We start from the raw sequence: 23,852 nt of genomic DNA, 5'->3' as shown, positions 1-23,852 counted from the left end.
TATTACTAAAGAGGTGGAACTATTTTTCCGACTGCTGAACAAGGATTAGCTTGTATTATTTTATGTCAGTACCTGACCAACTTTTATCATTCTATTGAGTTACTCCGCTTTGATGAGCGTGATGGCATAATATATATATTTGCAGGAGAAGAACTGCAAATCAAACTTGAGCCTAATGGGATTTGGGACTTTTTACTATGAAACCAGACTTCGAGCAAATGAGCAAAGCTGAATTAAAATCTTATGTACTTTCTCATAAAAATGATGATGAGGCTTTCTATAAATTAGTTGACCGTTGGAAAGGGGAGTCTCAAAATAGCCTAGGTTATCCATGCCCAAAAACACCTGAAGATATTGAGAAGATGAAACAGACAATAAAAGAAAAAATTAGACAAATTGAAGAACAAGCTTAATTTCTTGAGAGTGTATCTATTTCACTTATGTACGATAACGTCTGTAAATTTATCGCTGAAATGTTCTCCGAAGACTTTGCTACTTGGTTATTAGGTGTACCTATTCCTTTAACAGAATTAAAACCAACGGAACTATCATTACAACCCATTCGAGCCGATTCTTTAATCTTTTTACAGTCCGATGATCTCGTTTTACACCTAGAATTTCAGACCGAACCTAAAACAGATATTCCTTTTCGTATGGCTGATTATCGGTTACGAGTGTATCGAAAATTTCCCCAAAAAGAAATGTATCAAGTTGTCATTTATCTCAAAAAATCTAATTCAGAACTGGTACAACAAAACACATTTGAGCTAACCGAGTTAAGGCATCGATTTAATGTCATTCGTCTGTGGGAAGAATCACCCGAATTATTTCTAAATAAACCTGGTTTATTTCCCTTAGCCGTACTCACACGAACCGAAAACCCCATCGATGTTTTAACTCAAGTAGCTGAACAAATTAACCAAATTCCCAACCGAATAACACAAAGTGATCTAGCAGCATCGACAGCTATCTTAGCTGGGTTATCATTAAATCAGAGAGACATCAGACGGATTGAAAGAGAGCGAAATTATGAGAGAATCAGTAATCTATCAAGAAATCTTAGCCGAAGGTGAACAAATCGGCGAACGCAGAGGCGAACAAATCGGCGAACAGAGAGGCGAACAAATCGGTAAACAACAAGCTACTGAAGAAATAGCTTTAAATTTACTTAGAGAAAAAGTTGATCTAGTACAGATTGCTAGAGTAACTAAATTAACGATCGCTCAAGTTCAAGCTCTACAATCGAGATTAGAAAATAATTAGATTAGCGTACAATATTACGAGTCAATAAAACATTAAAAATATGGAAACGACAGAACTAAGAAGAGAAATCGAACAAATCGGCACGCGCCTGGGTAAAACTCAGGACTATCTTTGACTTAAAATCATTAAAAGCCCAAATTCAAGATTTAGAACAAGTCGCAGCACAACCGACATTTTGGGATAGTCCCGAAACAGCCCAAAGTACCTTACAAAAATTAGATGAAGCTAAATCTAAAATTGAACAGTATCACAAGTGGAAAAGCCAATTAGAGGATACTAAAGCGATCGCAGAACTCCTAGAATTAGAAGAAGATCAATCCTTATCTGAAGAAGCAGAAAACACCGTAACTCAGCTAAAACAAGATTTAGACCGTTGGGAACTGCAACAACTTCTATCAGGACTTTATGACGGGGAAGGGGCGGTTTTAACGATTAATGCGGGTGCAGGGGGTACGGATGCTCAAGACTGGGCTGATATGCTACTCAGGATGTACACTCGTTGGGCAGAAAAACAGGGATATAAAGTCCGTTTAGCCGAAATATCCGAAGGTGACGAAGCAGGAATTAAATCGGCTACCCTAGAGATAGAAGGTCGCTACGCCTACGGATATCTTAAAAGTGAAAAAGGAACCCATCGCTTGGTCAGAATTTCCCCATTTAATGCCAATGGGAAGCGACAAACGAGCTTTGCTGGCGTGGAAATAATGCCCGCGTTAGATAATGATTCAATTAAGTTAGATATTCCGGAAAAAGACTTAGAAATAACAACCTCTCGTGCAGGGGGCAAAGGTGGGCAAAACGTCAACAAAGTAGAAACCGCCGTCCGTATTGTACATCTTCCGACTGGACTTGCAGTAAGATGTACCCAAGAGCGATCGCAGTTACAAAACAAAGAAAAAGCTCTTGCTATCCTAAAAGCTAAATTATTAATAATCGTCCAAGAACAACGAGCGCAAGAAATTGCCGAAATTCGCGGCGATATGGTCGAAGCAGCATGGGGAACTCAAATTCGTAACTATGTCTTTCATCCCTATCAAATGGTTAAAGACTTACGCACCAATGTTGAAACCAGCGATGTAACTGGCGTAATGAATGGGGATCTTGATCCGTTTATTGAAGCTTATCTTCGTCAAATTCCTGAATAATCAGCAAAACTCCATTTAGGTTAACAAATTGTTACATTAGAAACAGTTCTATTTGTCTTTCTTACACCATCATGAGTAATACACCTGTTGAGACTCCAAGCACCGAAACGCCTAGTAAATCTACTGAACCGCAAGCTAGTTATGTTAAACTCGCCATGCGAAATATGGTACGGAAAAAAGGCACATCGTTAAAACACTTTTTTCTAACTACAACAGGTTTATTAGCATTGCTAGTCGGTTTAGCCTATCTCACCCATTAAAATTATGGCCTCTTCTGCTTCCACCCTAGCTATTGAAATTAATGTACAGGATGATTATTATACTGAGTCATCTTGTCCTATTACGCCGCAAACGTGGCAAAATTGGATACAAGAATGGTTTAATATTCTGTCTCCTACGATACAGAAAGCCAATAACTACGAAATTAGTTTGCTATTAACCGACGATACAGGGATACAAGAACTAAACGCCCAATATCGGCAAAAAGATCAACCCACTGATGTCTTAGCTTTTGCGATTCTTGAGACAGATTTTCCCCTACCATCGGAGATTTTTTTAACAGAAGCTCTATACTTAGGAGATATTATTATCTCAGTAGAAACCGCTAACCGACAAGCCCAACAACACGGGTATTCACTTAAACAAGAACTCGCTTGGTTAGCAGCACATGGGTTCTTACATCTACTGGGTTGGGATCATCCTGACGAAGAACATTTACTCTTAATGCTTTCTCAACAGGAAACTTTATTATCTAAGGTTGGTCTTTTGCCTCAGAATCAGTAAGTGCATTATTTTTATACTTTATAACCTTGTATGAAATCTAACTTTAAAATGACCCAAACCCCAACTTCACAAGCCTCAGCCGTTTCCCTCGTGCCGTCTCAAGAGTCTTTTAAATCTAAGTCCTACCATGAAACCTCTAATCATCTTAGACGAGAATATGCTTGGCAGGTCGCAACGAACTTACTGGTTAGTTTTCAATATGCTTGGGCGGGTGTACGGTATGCTTTCGCAACTCAAAGAAATTTCCGGATACATACATTTATCGGTATTTGTGCCATTAGTTTAGCAATTGGCTTAAAAATTTCAGCCGTTGGTATTAGTATTATTACATTAACATCGGCTTTGGTCATGGTTTTAGAATTACTCAATACCGCCTTAGAATCCATTGTTGATCTAACCGTTGGTCAAACCTATCATGACTTAGCAAAAGTAGCGAAAGATTGTGCGGCTGGTGCGGTTTTAATTTCAGCACTAGCAGCGATTTTAGTGGCTAGTTTCCTGATACTTCCTCCCTTGCTCACACTTCTATTTTCTCCATTCTAATTAATCAAATAAAGGAGATATTCATTGATTCTGGTTATCGATAATTACGACAGTTTTACCTATAATTTAGTTCAATATTTGGGAGAACTAGGCGCGGAATTTCCTGTTGCTGCCCAAATTGAAGTTTACCGAAATGATCAAATCGATCTCGAAACCATCAAACAAGTTAAACCCGATGGTATAGTAATTTCACCAGGTCCCGGTCGTCCAGAAGATGCAGGAATTTCGCTTCAGTTAATCGAACATTTAGGCGCGACTTTTCCGATTTTAGGAGTATGTTTAGGACATCAAAGCATCGGTCAAGTATTTGGGGGTAAAATTATTTCAGCCCCCGTTTTAATGCACGGCAAAACCTCAGAAGTTCATCACAACAACACAGGCATTTTTCAAGGTATTAATAATCCTCTAACAGCGACTCGATATCATAGTTTAGTCATCGAAAAAGAAACCATACCCGACGTATTAGAAATCACCGCTTGGGTAGAAGACGGTACAATTATGGGCGTTCGTCATCGTCAGTATCCTCATATTCAAGGTGTACAGTTTCATCCTGAAAGTATTCTCACTCAATCTGGGAAGGAACTTTTACGCAACTTTCTTAAATCTATTAGTTAGCTTGAAGTCATTTAGGGAATTGCGATCGCATACCAAAAAACATTATTGTTGACTGTATCTTCTGAGATCTATACCTATGCAACGCCGAAAACTTATTCAATATGCTGGAATTAGTTGTCTCTCAATGGCTGGAACCTTGGGAACATCTTCTCTCATTCAAGCACAAACCAAACCGACTCAAACACCAGCTAAACCCAATAATGGACTAACCGTACAATGGTTAGGTCATACCTGCTTTCTCTTTACAGGAAGTGGTTATAGAATTTTAGTCAATCCATTTCGGGCAATTGGTTGTACAGCAGGCTATCGCTTACCCAAAGTAGAAGCAGATTTTGTTCTCATTAGTAGTCAACTTTGGGATGAAGGGGCGGCGGAAAATTTACCAGGAAATCCTAAAATCTTATTTGAACCAGGCGTATACGAAATTAAAGACTTCAAAATCCAAGGTATCGCCAGTCCTCACGATCGTCAAGGGGGTAGACGTTTCGGAACAAATGTCGCTTGGCGTTGGACACAAGGCGGTATTAAAATTGTACATCTTGGTGGGGCTGCATCAGCGATCGCACTTGAACAAAAAATCTTGCTTGGAACCCCAGATTTAGCCTTAATTCCCGTTGGTGGTGGGCCAAAAGCGTATAACCCCGAAGAAGCCAAACAGGCTATATCGGTCCTACAACCTAAAATTGTCATTCCCACCCAATTTCAGACGGTGGCAGCCGATAAAAAAGCTTGTGATTTAGTACCAGTAGACGCATTCCTTAAACTGGTTTCTGGAATGAACGTTCAAAAAATTCCCAATGATTCTATCAGAATTACACCATCTGACTTACCAAAAACAGGAACTGTTATTAGAGTTCTCAACTCAACCAATGCTCTAGCACAAAAAAAATGAACCCATTATCTCTAAAATGAGTTAGAGAGAAAAATTACTATATATAAAATATGGATACCAAAGCTTTTAAACGTTCTTTACAGCAGTCGGACAACTATCACCGTAAAGGGTTTGGCAAAGAAGCGGAAGTGATGGAGGTTTTGAATACAGAATATCAAAGCAGTCTGATTCAAGAAATCCGTAATAATCATTATCGCTTAGAGCGAGGTAATGTTACAATCCGCTTGGCCGAAGCATTTGGCTTTTGTTGGGGTGTCGAACGGGCTGTCGCAATGGCCTATGAAACCCGTCAACATTTTCCCAATGAACGCATCTGGATTACAAATGAAATTATTCATAATCCTTCGGTTAATCGACGTTTGCGAGAAATGGAAGTCGGATTTATTGAAGTAAATCAGGGTGAAAAAGACTTTTCAATTATTGATCAAGGAGATGTCGTTATTCTACCCGCATTTGGGGCGAGTGTGGCCGAAATGCAGTTACTGAATGATAAAGGATGTACGATCGTTGATACGACTTGTCCTTGGGTTTCTAAAGTCTGGAATTCCGTCGAAAAACACAAAAAACGCGAATATACATCGATTATTCACGGCAAATATAATCACGAAGAAACGATCGCAACTTCATCGTTTGCGGGTACTTATTTAGTTATCTTAAATCTGGCACAAGCTGAATATGTCAGTAACTATATTCTTAATGGTGGCGATAAAAACGAGTTTTTAGCCAAGTTTAAAAATGCTTACTCAGAAGGTTTTGACCCAGATCAAGATTTAGCACAAATTGGTATTGCTAATCAAACGACAATGCTCAAAAGTGAAACCGAACAAATTGGGAAATTATTTGAACATACTATGCTTAAAAAGTATGGGCCTGCTAATTTGAATGATCATTTCATGAGTTTTAATACGATTTGTGATGCGACTCAAGAACGTCAAGACGCAATGTTTGATTTAGTCAAAGAAAATCTATCTCTTATGGTAGTTATCGGCGGATATAATTCCTCGAATACGACTCATTTACAAGAAATTGCCATCGATTACAAGATTCCGTCTTATCATATCGATAGTTCTGAGCGTATTCTATCGGGGAATCGAATTGAACATAAACCCCTTGGAAAAGAATTAGAAATTACTGAAAATTGGTTACCCGAAGGTAAAATTACAGTTGGAGTGACTTCAGGTGCATCTACACCCGATAAAGTGGTAGAAGAAGTTATCGAGAGAATTTTTCTGGCTAAATTGGAATATTAATAACGGAGCGTTAATGATAGTAATGATTAGTACATTAATATGGCCAGAGAATTTATTCTCTGTCTCATAGCAAAAGTCCATTAAAATGGACTGGACTGAAAACCATAATTTGAGTCTGTTTGAACCGACTGTAGAGACGCGCCATGGCGCGTCTCTACGAGACAGGGAATAAATTCCCTGGCGATATTAATAGGCTAACAATTACTTAAACTATGAGACAGAGAATTTAATTTCTGAAAAAAAAATATCATGACTTCTCTTTTGTCTGATCCCTTTCTACAACTCCCAACCGAAAATTCTGTACGAGTGGTTTGGTTTACTGAGTTTGCAGGAATACAGCATTATGTCGTCTATGGAGAAAATTTAGAACACTTAGCAACAGCGACAACTACTCAATTGACTCGTGTTAGAGAAGATAATCAGTCGAAAGTTACACCAGTTTACGACACAGTCACTCAACGTAAAATCTGGCGACATGAAGCAGAAGTTAGCGAAATAATAGCAGGTAAACGTCTTCCTTATCGGGTGGTGAGTAAAAATGACTTAGAAGTTATTGAAAGTAAGATTTTTACCCTTTCTGCTTTACCTATTCCAGAAACACCTCTAAAAATTTTACTGACTTCTGATCATCAATTAATGCCCATGACAGCAGCTAATTTACAGAAAGTTTGCGAAACTATTGGTATTGATGCTGTTTTTTTTGCAGGTGATTTAGTTAATATAAGCGATCGCGCCTCAGAATGGTTTGATGATAACAGAGGTGGTGCGTTTTTTCCCTGTTTACAGGGTCACGCTCATTATGAATTACAATCCACGATTTATCAAGGTGGCGAGATTATTCAACACGTGCCATTATATCCCGCGATCGGTAATCATGAAGTAATGGGGCGATTTTCCACAACAAAAGGCTTAAATGAGCAGTTTTATGATGCTGTACCGCGTTTTAATGGATTAGATAAAGATAATTCTTTTAATACGGATACTTATGAAGAAATTTTTACTTTACCAGGCAATAAAAGATATTATGCAGTTACTTTTGGCGATATTCGTTTAGTCGTTTTGTATGTGACAAATGTTTGGCGTTCACCTAGTTTGGACTCTAATATTAAAGGACGTTATCAAGAAGCAGAACAAGATCTAGATTATCCCGAATCTTGGGGTTATGGGCAACATATTTTCGAGTCAATATCTCGGGAAAGCCAACAATATCAATGGTTAGAGAAAGAATTAAACAGTATAGAATTTAGAAAAGCTAAATATAAAATAGTCATGTTTCACCATCCGCCCCACACATTAGGTGCTAACATTGTTCCGCCTTATACTGCTCCAATACAAAACATAGAAAGGGATGAAAATAATAAAATTTTAGCAATTCGTTATGATTATCCAAAAGAAAAAGATTATATTATTCAAGATTTAATACCATTACTTGAAGCATCGGGCGTTCATTTAGTATTTTATGGTCATTCTCATCTTTGGAACCGTTTTAGAAGTTCTAAAGGAACACATTTTCTAGAATCATCCAATGTGGGGAATAGTTACGGTGCTTATGTTGGAGACTTAAAAAGACCAATACCGAATAATTCTGTTTATGCAGCGACAGGCGATCCCAATGGACTTGATCCGATTATACCGACTATAGCCCCAATCAAGGACGAAAATAATCAACCACTTCCTTATATTGCCAGTAATGAGATTACAGCGTTTAGCATTTTCGATACAGAAAAAGGGAGAGTGAGTAGTTATTATTTTGATACTCGCTATCCCCATTCAAATATCATTCAGTTTGACCAATTTTCTCTGTTATCGTGATTAATTACTAGGATTTCCCACAAAAGCAAGTGTTAGGCTATCATGTGCTAAGAAATGACCTAAATGATAGGCTCTTTCTTCGGTTTCGAGTAGAATTTTTTCATACATATAACGAGTTGCGCGATCGCCTAAACTTTCAGCTTGAGCGGCTACACGGCGTAATAATTGAATAATGGCTTGCTCGGCGGCGAGATCATGCTCTACCATAGTACGACAGTCAAAAGCCCCATCTTCTTCAGGCGAAAAGCAGCATAATTCAGCTAATTTAGTAAAACTAGCCGCAGGAATGCCCCCTAAACCGTTGAGACGTTCCCCCGCATCATGGGCGTAGCCTTGTGCTGCTTCGTATCCATCTTCAAAGAATTGATGTAAAGAATAAAACTCCGAACCCTCAACGACTAGATGGTGTTTTTGATATTGCAGGTATAGCCCCTGAAAACTCGCTAAAACTGTATTTAAACCCTCACAGACGGGTACTGTCACACTTTTATCTAATAAAACAGGATTGTCACCCACCTCACCAAAGGAACGGATTAAACCTTGCGCTGTAGCCATAATAGTGTTCTCCTCTCGTAAGGAATTTGCAAGATACTCACAATATCTAACTTTAATCGGTCTACTTGAAGAAAGTCACTATAAATTTTAAGATTTCCTGACAATACTCCTTAACATATAAAGTTAGGATGCAAAAGAAGTTAATGAATCTTTGTCAAACCAATGGAAAATCTGGATCTACAAAATATCTCTAATTACGTTAATATTTTTATCGGCTTACTGGCGATCGTTGATCCCATTGGTGCGATGCCCATTTTTTTGAGTATTACACAACCGAATAGCACCGAAGAAAAAAAAGCGATCGCTCGTCTCACGGCTCTTTCTTTTTTTGTCATCTTGTTAGTTGGAATGGTACTCGGTGAGGCTATTTTAGGAGCATTTGGCATCAGTATCGCAGCGTTTCGGGTGGCGGGAGGTTATGTGCTATTTACGATGGGCATCTCGATGTTAAATTCCGATCACTCAGAAGTTAGATCAACATCACCAGAAGATGAAATTATCTCAAAAAATCCCTCATCTATTGCGGTTGTACCCCTTGCTATTCCTTTACTCGCAGGGCCTGGATCTCTTAGTGCTGTCATCGTTTATGCTCATCAAGAAGGTAAGGCACTATATAACGATATTGCGTTATTGATGTCGATCACTTTTATTGCGTTACTAATTTTAATTACTTTTTCTCTTGCCCCAGAAATTGATAAACGCATCGGCAAAACAGGGATGAATATTATCGCTAAAATTATGGGACTCATTACGATGTCGATGGCTGTAGAATTTATCGCAGGCGGCATGAGAGATTTATTTCCAGGGTTACAGATGTAGAACAGTTATCAGCTATTAAGTTTTTCTACTGATAACTGATAACTGATGACTGATTACCCTTCAAGTAGCCAACGAACGGCATCTTTAGCATGATAGGTTAAGATCAAATCAGCCCCGGCTCGTTTAAAACTGGTTAAGGTTTCGAGAGTGACTCGTTTTTCGTCGATCCAACCGTTTAAAGCCGCCGCTTTAATCATGGAATATTCACCCGAAACGTTATAAGCAGCGACTGGTAAATTTGTCATTTCTTTAATCTGCCAGATAATATCCATATAAGATAAAGCAGGTTTCACCATCACCATATCTGCCCCTTCCAAGATATCTAATTCTACTTCTTTGAGGGCTTCTCTAGAGTTTCCAGGGTCCATTTGATAGGTGCGACGATCGCCAAATTGGGGAGTAGAATCAGCAGCATCTCGAAATGGGCCATAATAAGCTGAGGCATACTTAGCAGCATAGGACAAAATCGGCGTATCTTGAAACCCTGCTTCGTCTAAAGCTTCTCGAATAAATTTGACAAAACCATCCATCATTCCCGATGGTGCAATAATATCCGCCCCAGCTTTGGCTTGAGAAACGGCGGTTTTTTTCAGTAATAATAAGGTGGGATCATTTAAAACTCTTCCCGTTAAATCACCGACTTCTAAATAACCGCAATGTCCATGATTCGTATATTCACATAGACAAGTATCCGCAATAACCACTAATTCGGGTACGGCTTCTTTTACTGCTGTTGCCGCTTTTTGTACAATACCATGATCATGCCATGCGCCAGTTGCATCTGCATCTTTGGTTTCAGGAATACCAAATAAAATAATCGCGGGAATACCTAAATCATAAACTTCCTTGGCTTCTGCTACAATTTTATCAACTGACAGTTGAAACACCCCCGGCATTGATTTGACTTCTTGAGCAATGCCATCACCTGGAACCGCAAAAAGGGGATAGATTAAATCATTGGCAGTTAGTACCGTTTCACTTACCATGCGGCGCATTTGAGGCGAGGAACGTAAACGGCGAGGACGATTAAGAGGAAACATAATTTTAATGATTAATATAGATACCTCAAATTAGTTTAATGCGATCGTTTTACCGATCAACACTGAATTTAAGATTACTCAATCAAATGTAATGTTGTCATTCTAGAAGACTACAAGTATAATAAATATATATACATGGGGCCGTAACGGTTTCGACAGGTTGGCGAATCCTATCCCGTGATGCAGGTCGAGAGTGAGTCTGCTCTCGTTAATCAAGGACTCAAAAAAAAAGTAAATGCGAACAACATCGTACCTTTTGCTCGTAAAGCCGCTCCTGTAGCTGCCTAATAATCTAATATAGATTCGAGCGTTTGTAATTCGACTCCGTTAAGGATTACAGACATAACCCCAACGGATGCCCTCTCTAGTTACCTCTAGTTGACTATTGAGTTAAGACTTTACTAGAGCATCCCGCTATCAGGGATAACAGATAGTCCCCGTCTTTCGGGTTAGAAAGACTAAACCTGTGAATGAGCGAACAGTTAATACCCAATTTGGACAGCAGTTCGACTCTGCTCGGCTCCACTCAAAATTTACTAAAATTGAAAATAAAGAAACTCGGAAACACGATTCAGGGATAAAAGAGAAAGGCTTGTAATCACACCGACAAAAATAGCCCACCATTTATTAGGGCGAAATTTTTCAATCATTTCTTGCGTATTGGGTAAATAAGCAACCCAAAAAGTTAGTAATATTATACACATTAAACTATTTAATTTACTGCCATTAACAACAGGAAGATAATTAAAATCGGCAAAAGTTTTTAACTGAAATCCTAAATGACTTAAAAAAGCTAACTTACCTTGTGGGGAAGCAGGAAGCGTAATACCATTCATTCCTACCATTGTTTTTAAAATTTCCATAGCATCGGAAAAACTAGCAGAGCGAAAAAGCACCCAACTAATGATAACTGCAATAAAAGTCATTAACCATGCGACAAATTTAGGCATTTTTAAATTAAGTTTAGCCCAACCATGATTAATACATAAATATAAACCATGTAAACCACCCCAAATAACATAAGTCCATCCTGCACCATGCCATAAACCCCCTAACAGCATTGTAATCATTAAATTAATATAACGTCGCACATTTCCTTTACGATTTCCGCCTAAAGGAATATATAAATAATCTCGAAGAAAGTTAGATAACGTGATATGCCAACGTCTCCAAAAATCAACGATAGAAGTTGCTTTATAAGGAGAATTAAAATTAAGAGGAATAATAATATTAAACATTAAACCTAGTCCGATGGCCATATCTGAATATCCAGAAAAATCGAAATAGAGTTGAAAGGTATAACTTAAAGCACCAAACCAAGCTTCAATAAAATTTACTGAATCTGTATTCTTAAAAATCGCTCCCACCCAAGGCGAAATATTATCAGCAATTAAAACTTTTTTCGAGAGTCCTAGACAAAACCAAACCAAACCTATTGTAAAATTTCTTTGGGAAAAAATAAATTTTCTTAAGTTACGAAACTGAGGTATTAATTCATCGTGTCGTAGAATAGGACCAGCTATTAATTGTGGAAAAAAAGTAATAAATAGGGTATAGGTTAATAAATCATAATTATTATTTTTGGTTTCACCACGATAAGCATCAACTAAATAAGCAATTTGAGTAAAAGTATAAAATGAAATACCTAAAGGTAAAACAATTTGTAGTAAAGTAATTTGAGTGCCAAAAATTTCATTAATTGAATTAAAAATAAAATTCGCATACTTATAGTACCCAATTAGAGCTAAATTGACAGCAATACCACACCATAAAAGTATACTAGCTTGCTTACTTTTGGGTTGACAATTCGTGATAAAAGCTCCCATTTGGTGATTAAAAACTAAAGACAAAATAATTAAAAAGAAATATTGTGGTGTAGATGATTGACCTTCAGTTGGGACAAAATTCCAGTAAGAATAGAAAAATAAAGATGTAATTGTTAACCAGATAATTGATAATTTAATTAAACGAAATTTATTTATAATATAAAATCCTACTAGCGTGATTGGCAGAAAGAAAAATATAAATATATATGAATTAAACAGCATAAATTTTAGTTTTATTGATTGGTAGATTGAATGTTTTTTCTAATATCTTGAATTGCTTTAACAATTTTTGGATTTATCCTCGCCCACTGATTACCATTTTCACGAATTGTTTTAAAATATTCTTGATAATTTTGGTTGGCTAAAAGCTTTTTACCAAAATTTGAAGGAACATTATTAGATGAATTTGAAAAAATACGAGAAAGAATTAAATCACCAGTTTCTTTAGAATAGTGTACACTATCATGAAAATATTTCATCTTGTTTTGAATCGGTTCTTCTGTGATACTGTTATAACTAGAAAAATCCCAAACGGGCGTTATTTGAGCGATTTCTTGTTTCCATTGTTCAAAAAGAGTCCAAAGACCTGCTTGTTTTATAGCTTCCATTTGAGAAGCGTGTAAAGGTGAAATAAATACCGTTAAGGTAATATTATTTTTTTGGCAAATGGTGACAATATCTTTGAGTTTTTGTAAATCAGTCTGAGAAAGTTGATAATTTTTATAATAATTTGTTAAATAGTTTTGAATTTGATGTTTAAAAAGAAGAGATGTATTACTGGTTTTATTTAACTGTTCAAGATTAATATTATTTCTCATTCCTAAACTATAGTAGGGTTTTGTTTGTCGTGTTCTTAAGTTATCTTCTATCGTATCTATAGATTTTTCTAAAGTATTTAAAGATAAATCTATTGCTAATTTTTCGCTTAAAGGAATTTGTGTCTGATTCAAAAAATCTTGACGATCAAAATTAATTTCTTTTTTGGTTTTATTAAACATAAAGAAATCAAGTCCGAGAATTATTTCTTCAACTTTGGGTTGATTTAAAAGAGCGTGTTTTAAATAATCATGAACTTCAGAAATATAAGATCCTGTTAACCCTAAATTATAAAAATCCTTCTCTTTATTATTAATTAATTCAGTATTTTTAGGAGCAATTCCTAAGATTACAGTTGAAGATCCTAAAATTAATCGCTTTGGTTTAATTGAAATAATTTCAGCAGATTTAAACAGTCTTGTTTGATTATCTTGCGCTGGTTTGAGTAAATTTAGACCGACAAAAGTAGGCGTTTTTGTAATCCCATAAGGATCAATAATCATATTAAAAACTCCAGTGGCAATTAAAGGGATGAAAGTAATTGTAAAAAAAAGCATATTAAATTTAGTATAACTGTCTTTTTTTCGAGTATTAATTTGATTTTTTTGAGAAACTGAAGTTTTATAAAACATAAAATTTAGTGAGGGAGAATCAAGACGATTTTCAACTTATATTTCTGGTTTAATCTATTTTGATAAACTTGAACTATTCCAGATGACTTTTGGTGTAACAGTTTGCTTTTCATTAGGAGGCACAGTTCTTTCATCCATAAAATAAATCCTTAGCTTTTCTATTTGTTTAGATGGCTCATTATTTTGATTCCATTGTTCAGTTAAATAATTTACCAAATAAGGATAAAGTGGTTTTCCCTGCGCTCGATAAAGACTAATAAAATAACTTCGCCATTGCATATTTTTATAGAGTTGATCTCGCTCACTAATTGTTGGTTTGTCCCAAATCACTGAATTTCCATTTCTGAATAAATCAACTTTGCTGCCATCTTTTAAAGTCGCTTCTGCAATGTACCATCCATCGTCTCGCGGTGGGTTTGGAGCGAAAATACTCCAATATTGATCGAGTCGTGTGATGCGGGCAAATGGATCTAAAGTATTAAATGTTTTTCGAGATAATAATTTATTTAATCCCTCAACCCACGCCCCTTCTGCGTCTTTTCTAATGACACTTTGTTGAATAAAACCTCTTAAATTCCACACCGAAGTATAAGCAAGGAGTAATAAAACAATTAGATTAAATAATAGAGGAGGTGATGAACGAATGACTAAAGGACGGAACTTAAATGGCTTTGTAAAATTACCTGCAAAACGTCTATTTGTTGCGATCGCTTCATAAAACTTTGTACCAATACTCATTAAAGGTTTCCATCTCAAAAGAGGAGCAAGAAACCAAAAAATCGGGGATAAACTACAAATATAAGTAATAGCTTCCCATTTATAATGTCTATTTCCTTGCCAGTCTTCAACAACCCAAGAATTAATTCTCTGCATATCCTCATAAACCGTCGGATTTGGATTTTCTTGCGCTTTGATTAAAGGAGTTCTGGGAAGAATTAAAAATGTTCTTAAAAGATAAACTATTTTTTTACAAAATCCACAATCTGCATCATAATTAATAACTAATCCTTGACGCTCAGGAGTTAAAGAGCGTTTTTCGAGATAATCCCAAACTTCACTCGGAATTAAAGCCAACCAATGGGTAATACTTAAGAAAGGAAAAATACCAATACGAAAGACAAAAAATCCTAAATGTAACAGACTAAAAGAAACGATCGCTACACACCGAAAAAAGCTATTATGAATGGGAATAAACATTAAAATTGGCCCCACCCATTCAAAAGTTAAAGCCCCAAAGGTCATTATTTTTAAGATGTTTTGCGGCAGTTTTAGCATCCATTGACCGAAAACAGTTGCATACTGATCAAAACTTAAAGAATAATAAACAGCCGTTCCATCGGGCCACCATAAATCACTTTTTGTTTTAAAAGCAGCCGACCACATATAAATAAAAGCTATTTGTATCATAAAAGCAAATGTAGCCCCAGACCAAATGCGTTTAGGTAAAGGATCTAATGAAGTATTTAAGGCGCTATCTATCGAATAAGTTGCCCCCAAAGGTAAAAACATCGACCAAAAAAGAATTGCTCTTAAAACATCATCTGCGGCAAAGAGAACAACTGGGTTACGATTGTGAATAGAAATAATCATCGCCCAAGTAGCGATCGTTGCTAAACGAGTACGGTAGCCAACCAATAACAGTAAGGCAATAAAAATAGCAAATAAAAATAAAATAACTTGTACCCAAGGCTGACCACTGAGATTTAAAATAGACCAATAAAAGGGACTAGAACCAATTTTAGCCAAAGCTTCACGAGGTACAAGACCTTGATCGCTATAATGAGCCGTAATACCCCCAAAACGAATGATTAGATCACTTAGGATAACTAAAGCCAACGCAACTCGAAATAAACCAAGCGATCGTAAATCAAACCCGATTATTGTTTCTAAGCTGGACCATGCTGACTTTTTTTTCTGTTCAATGGCAGCCATAGGGGACTTTACATAAATTGATGAATGTTAATTACATTACTTTACTTTTCTTGATAAATAAAGAGTTTAAGCAAAAAAACATTATTAAAATTAATCATAAATATCTAAAAGACCCATCAGACGAGTGACCTACAAAATTAGAACTCAAATTCTCATCAAAATAGTCTTAAAATAATGTTAGGAACTTAAAATAGTCAATCCGTCACTTAACTCATTCATGACTGCAATTATATCCAATCTACCCACTCAATACGACCCAAAAACAACCGAAACGAAATGGCAACAATATTGGGAAGAAAATCAGATCTTTAAAGCTAATCCTGATGCTGAAGGTGAACCTTTTTGCGTTGTGATCCCTCCCCCAAATGTGACGGGTAGTCTCCACATGGGTCATGCTTTTGAAGAGGCTTTGATTGATACAATTGTACGCTATCAACGGATGAAAGGTCGTAATACTCTATGGTTGCCTGGAACGGATCATGCTAGTATTGCAGTCCAAACGGTCTTAGAAAGACAACTGAAAGCCGAAGGGAAAACCCGTTATGATATTGGCCGAGATGAGTTTCTCAAACGCGCTTGGCTATGGAAAGAAGAATCAGGTGGTACAATTGTTAATCAGTTACGACGTTTGGGTGTGTCGGTAGACTGGACACGCGAACGCTTTACGATGGATGAAGGTCTATCATATGCCGTTAAAACCGCTTTTGTCCAACTCTACGAAAACGGATTAATCTACCGGGGAAATTATTTAGTAAACTGGTGTCCTGCCTCTCAATCTGCGGTTTCAGATTTAGAAGTTGATAGTAAAGAAGTTGATGGGAACTTATGGCATTTTCGTTATCCTTTGACTGATGGTAGCGGATTTATCGAAGTCGCAACCACTCGCCCAGAAACCATGTTAGGTGATACTGCTGTTGCTGTAAACCCGAATGACGATCGCTACAAACAGCTTATCGGAAAAACCCTAACTTTACCGATTATGGGTCGAGAAATCCCCATAATTGCTGATGAACTCGTTGATCCTGCATTTGGGACAGGTTGCGTTAAAGTTACCCCCGCGCATGACCCTAATGATTTTGAGATGGGAAAACGTCACAATCTTCCTTTCATCAATATCATGAATAAGGATGGAACGCTTAATGAGAATGCGGGCGAGTTTGTGGGACAAGATCGCTTTGAAGCCCGACAAAACGTCGTAAAACGCCTCGAATCAGACGGATATCTCGTAAAAATAGAAAACTATCGTCATACGGTTCCTTATAGTGAACGGGGAAAAGTTCCCGTAGAACCGTTACTATCTACCCAATGGTTTGTAAAAATCGCCCCACTATCCCAAAAAGCGTTAACTTGTTTGGATGAAGAAAACTCACCGCGTTTTGTCCCCCAAAGATGGACAAAAGTTTATCGAGATTGGTTAGTTAAATTAAAAGATTGGTGTATCTCGCGTCAGTTATGGTGGGGTCATCAGATTCCCGCTTGGTATATTGTTAGTAAAACCAATGGAGAAATAACCGATCATACTCCTTTTATTGTCGCTTATTCAGAAACAGAAGCAATTCACAAAGCCACACAACAATATGGCGAAAATATTAAACTCGAACAAGATCCCGATGTTTTAGATACATGGTTTTCATCGGGTTTATGGCCTTTTTCTACAATGGGATGGCCAAAACAAACTAAAGATCTACAAACATATTACCCGACAACGACTCTAGTTACAGGATTCGATATTATCTTTTTCTGGGTAGCCCGTATGACAATGATGGCAGGATATTTTACAAATCAAATGCCATTTAAAGATGTTTATATTCACGGTCTGGTTAGAGACGAAAATGGGAAAAAAATGTCTAAAACGGCGAATAACGGCGTAGATCCTCTTGTTTTAATCGATCAGTATGGCACAGATGCCCTACGCTATACTCTCATTAGAGAAGTTGTAGGAGCAGGACAAGATGTCAGCTTACAACTCAATCGTTTATTATATCGGATTAAAAATGAGCCATCCGAAATTACAAAATTAACCAAAAAAGAAAAAGAAGAGTTAATTAAACCTTTATTACCGATATCCGACTCTTTCCCTCTACTGGGGCGAATTAAAAATAAACCTTCGGAATGGGAAAAATTATCAGATACAGAACAAGAAGAATTAATCAAGATATTTTCAGAAAACTTAACATTATCCGAATCAGTCGAAGCCTCGCGCAACTTTGCGAATAAGTTATGGAATGCGTCGCGTTTTGTGATGATGAATCTTGAAGGAAAAACGCCGCAAGACTTGGGTAATCCTAATATAAATGAATTGGAGTTATGCGATCGCTGGATTATCTCACGTTTTTCTCAAGTCGTTCAACAAACCCAACAGTATCTAGATGTTTATGGACTTGGAGAAGCAGCAAAAGGAATATATGAATTTATTTGGGGCGATTTTTGCGACTGGTACATCGAATTAGTCAAAACCCGTCTTTGGCAAAAAGAGACAACATCCCGTCTAGTCGCACAACAAACCTTAGCCTATATTTTAGAAGGGATTTTAAAACTACTCCATCCTTTTATGCCCCATATCACTGAGGAAATTTGGCATACACTAACGCAAAAAAACGATCAAGTCCTCGCATTACAAACTTATCCCTCGGTTGATGTCGCAAAAATCGATCTTAATCTAGAAAAAACCTTTGATCTTCTGTTTGGAACAATTCGTACATTGCGCAATCTCCGCGCTGAAGCTGAAATTAAGCCAGGGGTAAGCGTTCCAGTTATCCTGCAAACCGAAAGCGAACTCGAACGCGATATTTTAAATGCGGGTATATCATATATTGTTGATATTGTCAAGGTAGAACAGTTAACAATTACGACCAAATTAGAAGAAGAAATCAAACAAGCGATCGCAGGAGTGATCGGTACTGTCCAAGCGTTGATCCCCTTATCGGGAATTGTTGATATTAGCGTCTTGCGAACCAAACTCGAAAAGAATCTCAATAAACTAGAGGGAGAAATCAAAGGAATTAGCGATCGTTTGAATAATCCCAATTTTGTCGATAAAGCACCTGAAGAAGTCGTACAAAAAACCAGAGAAGCATTAGCAGAAGCACAAAAACAAGCCGAAATTCTTCGAGAACGCTTAAAACGACTTGAATAGCTAGATCACCAGAGAATAAATTCTCTAACGGACACTCTGGCATTTTCGACAAGTCGAAAATCCGTGTCCTCGTCTCATAGCTTAAGTCGAGGGGCTGTAGGGCGAACCTGCGTCGCCCTCTTGTAAGCCCCGTGGTTGAAACCGACTAACCCCTAACCCTTAAGTATTTATTCTATTAAAATGATTTTAGCTGTGAGCGGTGAAATACTTGATTACGGTGGACTCAATGATTAACATTCTAACCGAATTAATTTCCAACTTTTATAAACCGATTAATTGAATTGATTTTAATCCGTTTCAACGGATTTTCGCTATTAGGCAGTGAATTTATTCACTGACTGACTAGCATTTTTACAATCTCAAAATGTCCATGATGAGCGGCTGATCTAAGTGGAGTTATTCCCTCTTCAAATCTTGTATTTATATCATAACCAGAGTCAAGCAATATTTTGAAAAAATCCCTTGAAAAATTCCCAGATTTACACTTTAAACTTCTTGATTGTTTAGTCAGTATTAACAGTATAATTTTATACTATACTTCTGTTCAAGGCATAAAAGCGGCAGAATTTTTAGTTTTTGGTGAAAATGGTAAAGTAATTAAAGCGATCGCACACTATGAGCAAATTTCTTAATGAGTTAAAGGTTGTTTTGGCCAAGTAAAGCGAAACGTTGCACCGCTACCTAACTCAGATGTTACAGTAATTTCGCCGCCTTCAGTTTCGACAATTTTTTTAACAATTGATAAACCAATTCCCGTACTTTCTTTAACATCACGAGAATTAAGAGTTTGAAAAATCCCAAAGATTTTATCATGATTTTCGGGAGCAATGCCATTACCATCATCAGAAACAGCAAACTCATAGAATTGTCCCTTACAAGTAGCTGAAATCTCAATCTGTCCATCGGGGCGAGGATGGTGTTTAATCGCATTACTGATCAGATTAGCAAAAACTTGAGAAAGCAGCAAACGTTTAGTAACAATTGTGGGTAACTCTGCTTGAATGCTAATCGTAAAAGTCGGGGGTATTACCAGAGAGTCAAGAATCTCGTTAAGCAATTCTTTAACCTTGACGGATTGGGTTTCCACTTCTGTACGTCCCACTCTAGAATAGGTCAGTAATCCATCGATCATAGCTTCCATGCGTTCGACTCGATTTCGTAAAAGCTGCATCTGACGTTGATTATCTTCGTCTAATTTTTCTTGAAGATCATCTTCTATCCATTGTGAGAGATTAGAAATCGCCCTTAACGGTGCTTTTAAGTCATGTGAGACAATATAACTAAAACTATTCAATTCTTGATTACGCTCGGCTAAAAGATCGGTTGTTCGTACTAAAGAATGATTTAACTGAGTCAGTTCTTTGGCTCTTTGTTGTTGTTGAATTTCAGATTGTTTACGTTCAGTAATATCTTTAAAAAAGATGGCGACTTTACGACTTTCTGGCTGCTCAAAGCGGAAAGCATAAACATCAAACCAACGGTTCATTTCTTGGGAGCTATTTTCAAAACGAATCGGTTCCCCTGTCAGTGCAACTTTACCATAAATTTCAAACCAATGAGCCTCAAGATTTGGTACTAGCTGACGTATTGATTTACCCTCTGCGTCTTTAAGACCTGTTTGTTTTTCAAACGCTGGATTAATTTCTAAAAAGCGATAATCAATCGGTTGATTGTTTTCATCAAACATCATCTCAATCACGCAAAAACCATCTTCAATAGATTCAAATAATGTTCGATAGCGTTCTTCAGAACGACGTAAACTCTCCTCAGCTTGCTTACGCTCGGTAATATCCATCACTGAGCCGATATAGCCCTTAAATTGACCATCTACCCCAAACCAGGGACTAGCTGCATCAATGCAAGTACGATATTTACCATCAGAACGCCGTAAGCGATATTCTAATTGAAACGCACTCTTCTGACGATTAGCATCAAGAAAAATGTTTTTAGAGCTTTCACTATCTTCAGGATGTACCGCATCCAACCAACCAAAACCTAAGCCTATTTCCTCAGTTTGCCCAGAAAACTCGTACCAACTTCGGCTAAGGTAGGTACAGTAACCTGTCGCATCAGTCATCCAAATCATGACAGGCGCATTATCCGCCATATTTCGGAATTTTTCCTCACTTTCACGCAACAAGACTTCTACTTGTTTTTGTTGAGTGATATCCCGCGAAATAGCAACGAATTGTGTGACTTCTCCAGACGCATCTCGAATCGGTGTTACGACAACATCCCACCATTTCGGCTTATCTTTCATTGTGGGACAATAACCTTGAAAGTGACCGATCTGACCTGCTTTAGCCGTTGCGATCGCGTTTTTAGCCTTCTCTCGATCTTCACCTTGCCAAAAACTCAGCCAGTCGGTATTACAGACCGATGAAAAATCGTCAATTTCGATAAGACATAACCCACCTGGATTCATGTAGAGGATTTCATGATTTAATGATAAAACTTTAATACAGTCATTAGAGCTTTCTAAAATCCGTTGCTTAAACTCCTCACTGTCTCGTAGTGCTTTTACTGCTTGTTTACGCTCGGTAATATCGATCACTACTCCGATCAACTTTTGGACATTTCCCTTTTCATCTAGCCATGCTTCACCGCGTTCTTCAAGCCAAATAATTTCGCCATTATCAGGACGAATGAAACGGAACACTGAATGATAGCCTTTTCCAGTCGCCACCGCATTTTCGACTAAACTCTGATGTCGTGCGCGATCTTCGGGATGAACTAACGCAAATCCTTGCCCTGCTGCTTCAATTTTACTCAGACCATAAATTGACGAGAAATTATCTGTAGTAATAATTGTGTCGCTATGTGGGTTCCATTCCCAAGCAACCATCCTTCCAACTTCTACAGCAAGTCGTAACCGTTCTTCATTTTGCTTTAAAGCGGTTTCTGTTTGTTTACGTTCACTAATATCGCTATAAATCAGCGCAAACTTTCCATCATCGTTTTTACCAACTTTATAAGCGTAAATATCAAACCAGCGATTTAAACTCGATACATAATTTTCAAACCGAATCGTTTCGCCACCTTTTGCCACACGGAAACAAGTTTCATACCAACTATCATCAAAATCAGGAATCAATTGACGCATCGTATTACCCATCGTTTCCTCGTTTGTCAGTCCCGTCACTGTTTCATGAGCCGGATTAACTTCAAGTATCAATACATCAAACGGCTTACGATCGTCATCTAAAATAATTTTACACAGGGCAAACGCTTCACCCATTGAATTGAATAACGTGCGATATTTATCTTCAGATTCGCGTAAAGCTTTACTCGACTGTTCACGCTCAAAAACAATACTAGCAATTTGAGTACCAAACTCTGCTAATCTATATTCCCAATCCGTCGGCGATCGCGCCTTATCAAAACACAACATCAAAGAACCGAGAGGCAAATTATCCGCACCCAAGATCGGTGTAGAATGACACGCGAATATCCCATGAGCGACACATAAATCTCGCCATCCAAGCGACCATCGAGTATCATTGGCGATATCTGTACAAATAACAGGTTTACCGCAATACACTGCTGTGCCACAAGTACCAATGGCAAGCTCATTAATAGGAGCATCTTTCAGTCCTTGTCCGAACGATGGCGGAAAATTTGGAGTGATGGAACGAGGAAACTTGAGACGCTGATCATCAGTTAAAAGGATACAAGCTCGTACACCTGAATTAAGCTTAGACACGGAGTCACAGACGGCTGTCAAGCATTCATCCATCGGCTTAAGAGAAGCGATTAACTTCAATAATCTATTCTGTTCAAGCAGTAAAAGTTCTACTGATTTTTGCTTGCTCATGTCTTCGGCAACACTAATCAATCGATTTTGATTTTCAAACTCCCAACTCGAAGGTCTGGGCGAGTTCTGTTGCAATTTATCTGTAATCAGATTAGCGTTTTCAGTCATCGACTTTGCTTCTTTCAAAGAAAAATGTTTACTTAGAACAAAATTATTAAGGTTATTGCCATATTAATTCACTTAGATGTCATAGTATCGCATAAATGATGAATTCTTAAAATAATCTAAAGATAGATCGTTATTTATTTTCAGATACGAGATTTGAGAAGTTACGCAAAACTGTCGGTTATCGAAGAATTCGCGCCATATGAGCGTTTTTATTGGTCGATTACGAATTGAATTCAAGAGGTAACGCTACAATATTATCTTATCGCTCTAATCGAGAATTAGAAGAGTACAATCAGTTTGTGAATTTTTATTATTTTATTGTTAAATCAAACGAGAAAACCTAAAAACTATAATTAGTACATATAATATATGTATGGAAGTTGAATGGGATCGTAATAAAGCTGAATCCAATTTCCGGAAACATGGTGTGCGTTTTTCTGACGCTGAAGCTGTTTTGTATGACCCCCATGCGCTTACTTTTGAAGACAATACGGCCTACGGTGAACAGCGATTTGTTACACTTGGCATGGATCATCTGTGGCGTTTACTGGTTATCGTTTATACCTATCGAGATGATAAAGTTCGATTAATTTCGGCGCGTCCTGCCACTGGTTATGAGAAACGAAAATATGAAAGCGGAATATGATTTTAATGAAGCTAAACGAGGTGCGGTTATTCCTCAAAAGGGAAAAACTCGTATAAATATTTATGTTGACGATGATATTTTAGAAGAATTTCGAGAACGTGCCGAGAGTTCAGGTAAAGGATATCAAATCATGATCAATGAAGCGTTAAAAGCTTATCTGAAGCAATCTCAACAACCTTTGGATGAAGAAACATTACGGCGAGTTCTTTAATCCTTAAAAAGGGT

Annotated in this window: 22 protein-coding genes, 1 other RNA gene and 1 pseudogene; 17 read left to right on the top strand and 7 right to left on the bottom strand. The window is 37.4% G+C overall.

Annotation, left to right across the window (positions count from 1 at the left end; translation table 11 throughout):
* Positions 1-21: 21 nt before the first annotated feature.
* The 11 genes and pseudogenes from C7H19_RS27155 (at position 22) to C7H19_RS09075 (ending at position 8,303) form a co-directional block, all read left to right on the top strand.
* On the top strand, positions 22-201 hold the full coding sequence (locus C7H19_RS27155) for a DUF6888 family protein (RefSeq protein ID WP_106456645.1): 180 nt from the start codon (positions 22-24) through the stop codon (positions 199-201).
* The gene (locus C7H19_RS09120; RefSeq protein WP_106456644.1) at positions 198-413 is read left to right on the top strand and encodes a DUF6887 family protein; all 216 of its coding nucleotides are present in this window, start codon (positions 198-200) and stop codon (positions 411-413) included. The genes C7H19_RS27155 and C7H19_RS09120 overlap by 4 nt, the downstream gene beginning before the upstream one ends.
* A 27-nt stretch (positions 414-440) precedes the next feature.
* Positions 441-1,263: pseudogene (locus C7H19_RS09115) on the top strand (Rpn family recombination-promoting nuclease/putative transposase).
* A 40-nt stretch (positions 1,264-1,303) separates the two neighbouring features.
* Positions 1,304-2,408 (top strand): peptide chain release factor 2 gene (gene prfB, locus C7H19_RS09110; RefSeq protein ID WP_146136506.1). Its coding sequence is split into 2 segments (ribosomal slippage): positions 1,304-1,375 and positions 1,377-2,408, totalling 1,104 coding nucleotides; the frame shifts between segments, so codons are not numbered across the junction.
* A 71-nt stretch (positions 2,409-2,479) separates the two neighbouring features.
* Positions 2,480-2,668, top strand: coding sequence for a DUF3285 domain-containing protein (locus C7H19_RS09105; RefSeq protein WP_106456566.1), 189 nt, complete (start codon positions 2,480-2,482; stop codon positions 2,666-2,668).
* Positions 2,669-2,672: 4 nt separating this feature from the next.
* The gene (gene ybeY / locus C7H19_RS09100; protein ID WP_106456565.1) at positions 2,673-3,191 is read left to right on the top strand and encodes an rRNA maturation RNase YbeY; all 519 of its coding nucleotides are present in this window, start codon (positions 2,673-2,675) and stop codon (positions 3,189-3,191) included.
* 30 nt (positions 3,192-3,221) lie between these two features.
* Positions 3,222-3,734: a diacylglycerol kinase family protein gene (locus C7H19_RS09095; RefSeq protein ID WP_106456564.1), complete on the top strand. Its 513-nt coding sequence runs from the start codon at positions 3,222-3,224 to the stop codon at positions 3,732-3,734.
* A 24-nt stretch (positions 3,735-3,758) separates the two neighbouring features.
* On the top strand, positions 3,759-4,349 hold the full coding sequence (locus C7H19_RS09090; RefSeq protein ID WP_106456563.1) for an anthranilate synthase component II: 591 nt from the start codon (positions 3,759-3,761) through the stop codon (positions 4,347-4,349).
* 76 nt (positions 4,350-4,425) lie between these two features.
* Positions 4,426-5,241: an MBL fold metallo-hydrolase gene (locus C7H19_RS09085; RefSeq protein ID WP_106456562.1), complete on the top strand. Its 816-nt coding sequence runs from the start codon at positions 4,426-4,428 to the stop codon at positions 5,239-5,241.
* Between the two features lie 50 nt (positions 5,242-5,291).
* On the top strand, positions 5,292-6,491 hold the full coding sequence (locus C7H19_RS09080) for a 4-hydroxy-3-methylbut-2-enyl diphosphate reductase (protein ID WP_106456561.1): 1,200 nt from the start codon (positions 5,292-5,294) through the stop codon (positions 6,489-6,491).
* 249 nt (positions 6,492-6,740) lie between these two features.
* Positions 6,741-8,303 carry a metallophosphoesterase family protein gene (locus tag C7H19_RS09075; protein ID WP_106456560.1) on the top strand — a complete coding sequence of 521 codons (1,563 nt, stop codon included), beginning with the start codon at positions 6,741-6,743 and terminating at the stop codon, positions 8,301-8,303.
* On the opposite strand, the gene dpsA is transcribed toward C7H19_RS09075, so the two are convergent.
* Positions 8,304-8,858 (bottom strand): DNA starvation/stress protection protein DpsA, encoded by a 555-nt coding sequence (gene dpsA / locus C7H19_RS09070; protein ID WP_106456559.1) that lies wholly within the window; start codon positions 8,856-8,858, stop codon positions 8,304-8,306. It lies immediately after the preceding gene.
* Between the two features lie 162 nt (positions 8,859-9,020).
* On the opposite strand from dpsA, the gene C7H19_RS09065 reads away from it, so the two are divergent.
* Positions 9,021-9,677 (top strand): MarC family protein, encoded by a 657-nt coding sequence (locus tag C7H19_RS09065; protein ID WP_106456558.1) that lies wholly within the window; start codon positions 9,021-9,023, stop codon positions 9,675-9,677.
* A gap of 53 nt (positions 9,678-9,730) precedes the next feature.
* Here the strand turns inward: C7H19_RS09065 and hemB are convergent, their stop codons facing one another.
* Positions 9,731-10,717, bottom strand: a complete 987-nt coding sequence (hemB, locus tag C7H19_RS09060; protein WP_106456557.1) for a porphobilinogen synthase — start codon at positions 10,715-10,717, stop codon at positions 9,731-9,733.
* Between the two features lie 137 nt (positions 10,718-10,854).
* Here hemB and ssrA point away from each other — a divergent pair.
* Positions 10,855-11,245, top strand: a transfer-messenger RNA (tmRNA) gene (gene ssrA / locus C7H19_RS09055).
* An 8-nt stretch (positions 11,246-11,253) separates the two neighbouring features.
* Here the strand turns inward: ssrA and C7H19_RS09050 are convergent.
* Genes C7H19_RS09050 through C7H19_RS09040 form a run of 3 tightly spaced genes read right to left on the bottom strand, consistent with a single transcriptional unit; the run spans position 11,254 to position 15,923 of the window.
* Entirely contained in the window at positions 11,254-12,765 is a 1,512-nt protein-coding gene (locus C7H19_RS09050) for an MBOAT family O-acyltransferase (RefSeq protein WP_106456556.1), read from the bottom strand.
* Between the two features lie 11 nt (positions 12,766-12,776).
* A complete protein-coding gene (locus C7H19_RS09045) occupies positions 12,777-13,991 on the bottom strand; it encodes a DUF1574 family protein (protein ID WP_106456555.1) in 1,215 nt (404 codons plus the stop codon).
* A gap of 54 nt (positions 13,992-14,045) precedes the next feature.
* On the bottom strand, positions 14,046-15,923 hold the full coding sequence (locus tag C7H19_RS09040) for a DCC1-like thiol-disulfide oxidoreductase family protein (RefSeq protein WP_106456554.1): 1,878 nt from the start codon (positions 15,921-15,923) through the stop codon (positions 14,046-14,048).
* A gap of 217 nt (positions 15,924-16,140) precedes the next feature.
* Between C7H19_RS09040 and C7H19_RS26700 the strand changes: the two genes are divergently transcribed.
* Positions 16,141-19,059 (top strand): valine--tRNA ligase, encoded by a 2,919-nt coding sequence (locus C7H19_RS26700; RefSeq protein ID WP_106456553.1) that lies wholly within the window; start codon positions 16,141-16,143, stop codon positions 19,057-19,059.
* Positions 19,060-19,390: 331 nt separating this feature from the next.
* On the opposite strand, the gene C7H19_RS27150 is transcribed toward C7H19_RS26700, so the two are convergent.
* The gene (locus C7H19_RS27150) at positions 19,391-19,504 is read right to left on the bottom strand and encodes an ankyrin repeat domain-containing protein (RefSeq protein WP_181280554.1); all 114 of its coding nucleotides are present in this window, start codon (positions 19,502-19,504) and stop codon (positions 19,391-19,393) included.
* Between the two features lie 4 nt (positions 19,505-19,508).
* Here C7H19_RS27150 and C7H19_RS09025 point away from each other — a divergent pair, with 4 nt between their 5' ends.
* Positions 19,509-19,691: a hypothetical protein gene (locus tag C7H19_RS09025; protein WP_106456551.1), complete on the top strand. Its 183-nt coding sequence runs from the start codon at positions 19,509-19,511 to the stop codon at positions 19,689-19,691.
* On the opposite strand, the gene C7H19_RS09020 is transcribed toward C7H19_RS09025, so the two are convergent.
* A complete protein-coding gene (locus C7H19_RS09020; protein WP_106456550.1) occupies positions 19,688-22,981 on the bottom strand; it encodes a PAS domain S-box protein in 3,294 nt (1,097 codons plus the stop codon). The two genes, C7H19_RS09025 and C7H19_RS09020, sit on opposite strands and share 4 nt — an antisense overlap.
* A gap of 373 nt (positions 22,982-23,354) precedes the next feature.
* On the opposite strand from C7H19_RS09020, the gene C7H19_RS09015 reads away from it, so the two are divergent.
* Positions 23,355-23,627: a BrnT family toxin gene (locus C7H19_RS09015; RefSeq protein ID WP_106456549.1), complete on the top strand. Its 273-nt coding sequence runs from the start codon at positions 23,355-23,357 to the stop codon at positions 23,625-23,627.
* Entirely contained in the window at positions 23,611-23,838 is a 228-nt protein-coding gene (locus tag C7H19_RS09010; protein ID WP_106456548.1) for a BrnA antitoxin family protein, read from the top strand. The genes C7H19_RS09015 and C7H19_RS09010 overlap by 17 nt, the downstream gene beginning before the upstream one ends.
* Positions 23,839-23,852 lie beyond the last annotated feature (14 nt).

This window comes from Aphanothece hegewaldii CCALA 016 (genome assembly GCF_003007785.1).
In the GTDB taxonomy this organism is placed as follows: domain Bacteria; phylum Cyanobacteriota; class Cyanobacteriia; order Cyanobacteriales; family Microcystaceae; genus Chroococcus; species Chroococcus hegewaldii.
This window is presented reverse-complemented; position numbering and strand designations above follow the sequence as displayed.

Bases quoted from the DNA above. Each gene is read 5' to 3' on its own strand.
- C7H19_RS09065 (WP_106456558.1), top strand. From the start codon at position 9,021: ATGGAAAATCTGGATCTACAAAATATCTCTAATTACGTTAATATTTTT.
- C7H19_RS09045 (WP_106456555.1), bottom strand. From the start codon at position 13,991: ATGTTTTATAAAACTTCAGTTTCTCAAAAAAATCAAATTAATACTCGA.
- C7H19_RS09085 (WP_106456562.1), top strand. From the start codon at position 4,426: ATGCAACGCCGAAAACTTATTCAATATGCTGGAATTAGTTGTCTCTCA.
- C7H19_RS09020 (WP_106456550.1), bottom strand. From the start codon at position 22,981: ATGACTGAAAACGCTAATCTGATTACAGATAAATTGCAACAGAACTCG.
- C7H19_RS09015 (WP_106456549.1), top strand. From the start codon at position 23,355: ATGGAAGTTGAATGGGATCGTAATAAAGCTGAATCCAATTTCCGGAAA.
- C7H19_RS09040 (WP_106456554.1), bottom strand. From the start codon at position 15,923: ATGGCTGCCATTGAACAGAAAAAAAAGTCAGCATGGTCCAGCTTAGAA.
- C7H19_RS09010 (WP_106456548.1), top strand. From the start codon at position 23,611: ATGAAAGCGGAATATGATTTTAATGAAGCTAAACGAGGTGCGGTTATT.
- ybeY (WP_106456565.1), top strand. From the start codon at position 2,673: ATGGCCTCTTCTGCTTCCACCCTAGCTATTGAAATTAATGTACAGGAT.
- C7H19_RS09075 (WP_106456560.1), top strand. From the start codon at position 6,741: ATGACTTCTCTTTTGTCTGATCCCTTTCTACAACTCCCAACCGAAAAT.
- C7H19_RS09095 (WP_106456564.1), top strand. From the start codon at position 3,222: ATGAAATCTAACTTTAAAATGACCCAAACCCCAACTTCACAAGCCTCA.
- C7H19_RS09120 (WP_106456644.1), top strand. From the start codon at position 198: ATGAAACCAGACTTCGAGCAAATGAGCAAAGCTGAATTAAAATCTTAT.
- C7H19_RS26700 (WP_106456553.1), top strand. From the start codon at position 16,141: ATGACTGCAATTATATCCAATCTACCCACTCAATACGACCCAAAAACA.
- hemB (WP_106456557.1), bottom strand. From the start codon at position 10,717: ATGTTTCCTCTTAATCGTCCTCGCCGTTTACGTTCCTCGCCTCAAATG.
- C7H19_RS09080 (WP_106456561.1), top strand. From the start codon at position 5,292: ATGGATACCAAAGCTTTTAAACGTTCTTTACAGCAGTCGGACAACTAT.
- dpsA (WP_106456559.1), bottom strand. From the start codon at position 8,858: ATGGCTACAGCGCAAGGTTTAATCCGTTCCTTTGGTGAGGTGGGTGAC.
- C7H19_RS09105 (WP_106456566.1), top strand. From the start codon at position 2,480: ATGAGTAATACACCTGTTGAGACTCCAAGCACCGAAACGCCTAGTAAA.
- C7H19_RS09050 (WP_106456556.1), bottom strand. From the start codon at position 12,765: ATGCTGTTTAATTCATATATATTTATATTTTTCTTTCTGCCAATCACG.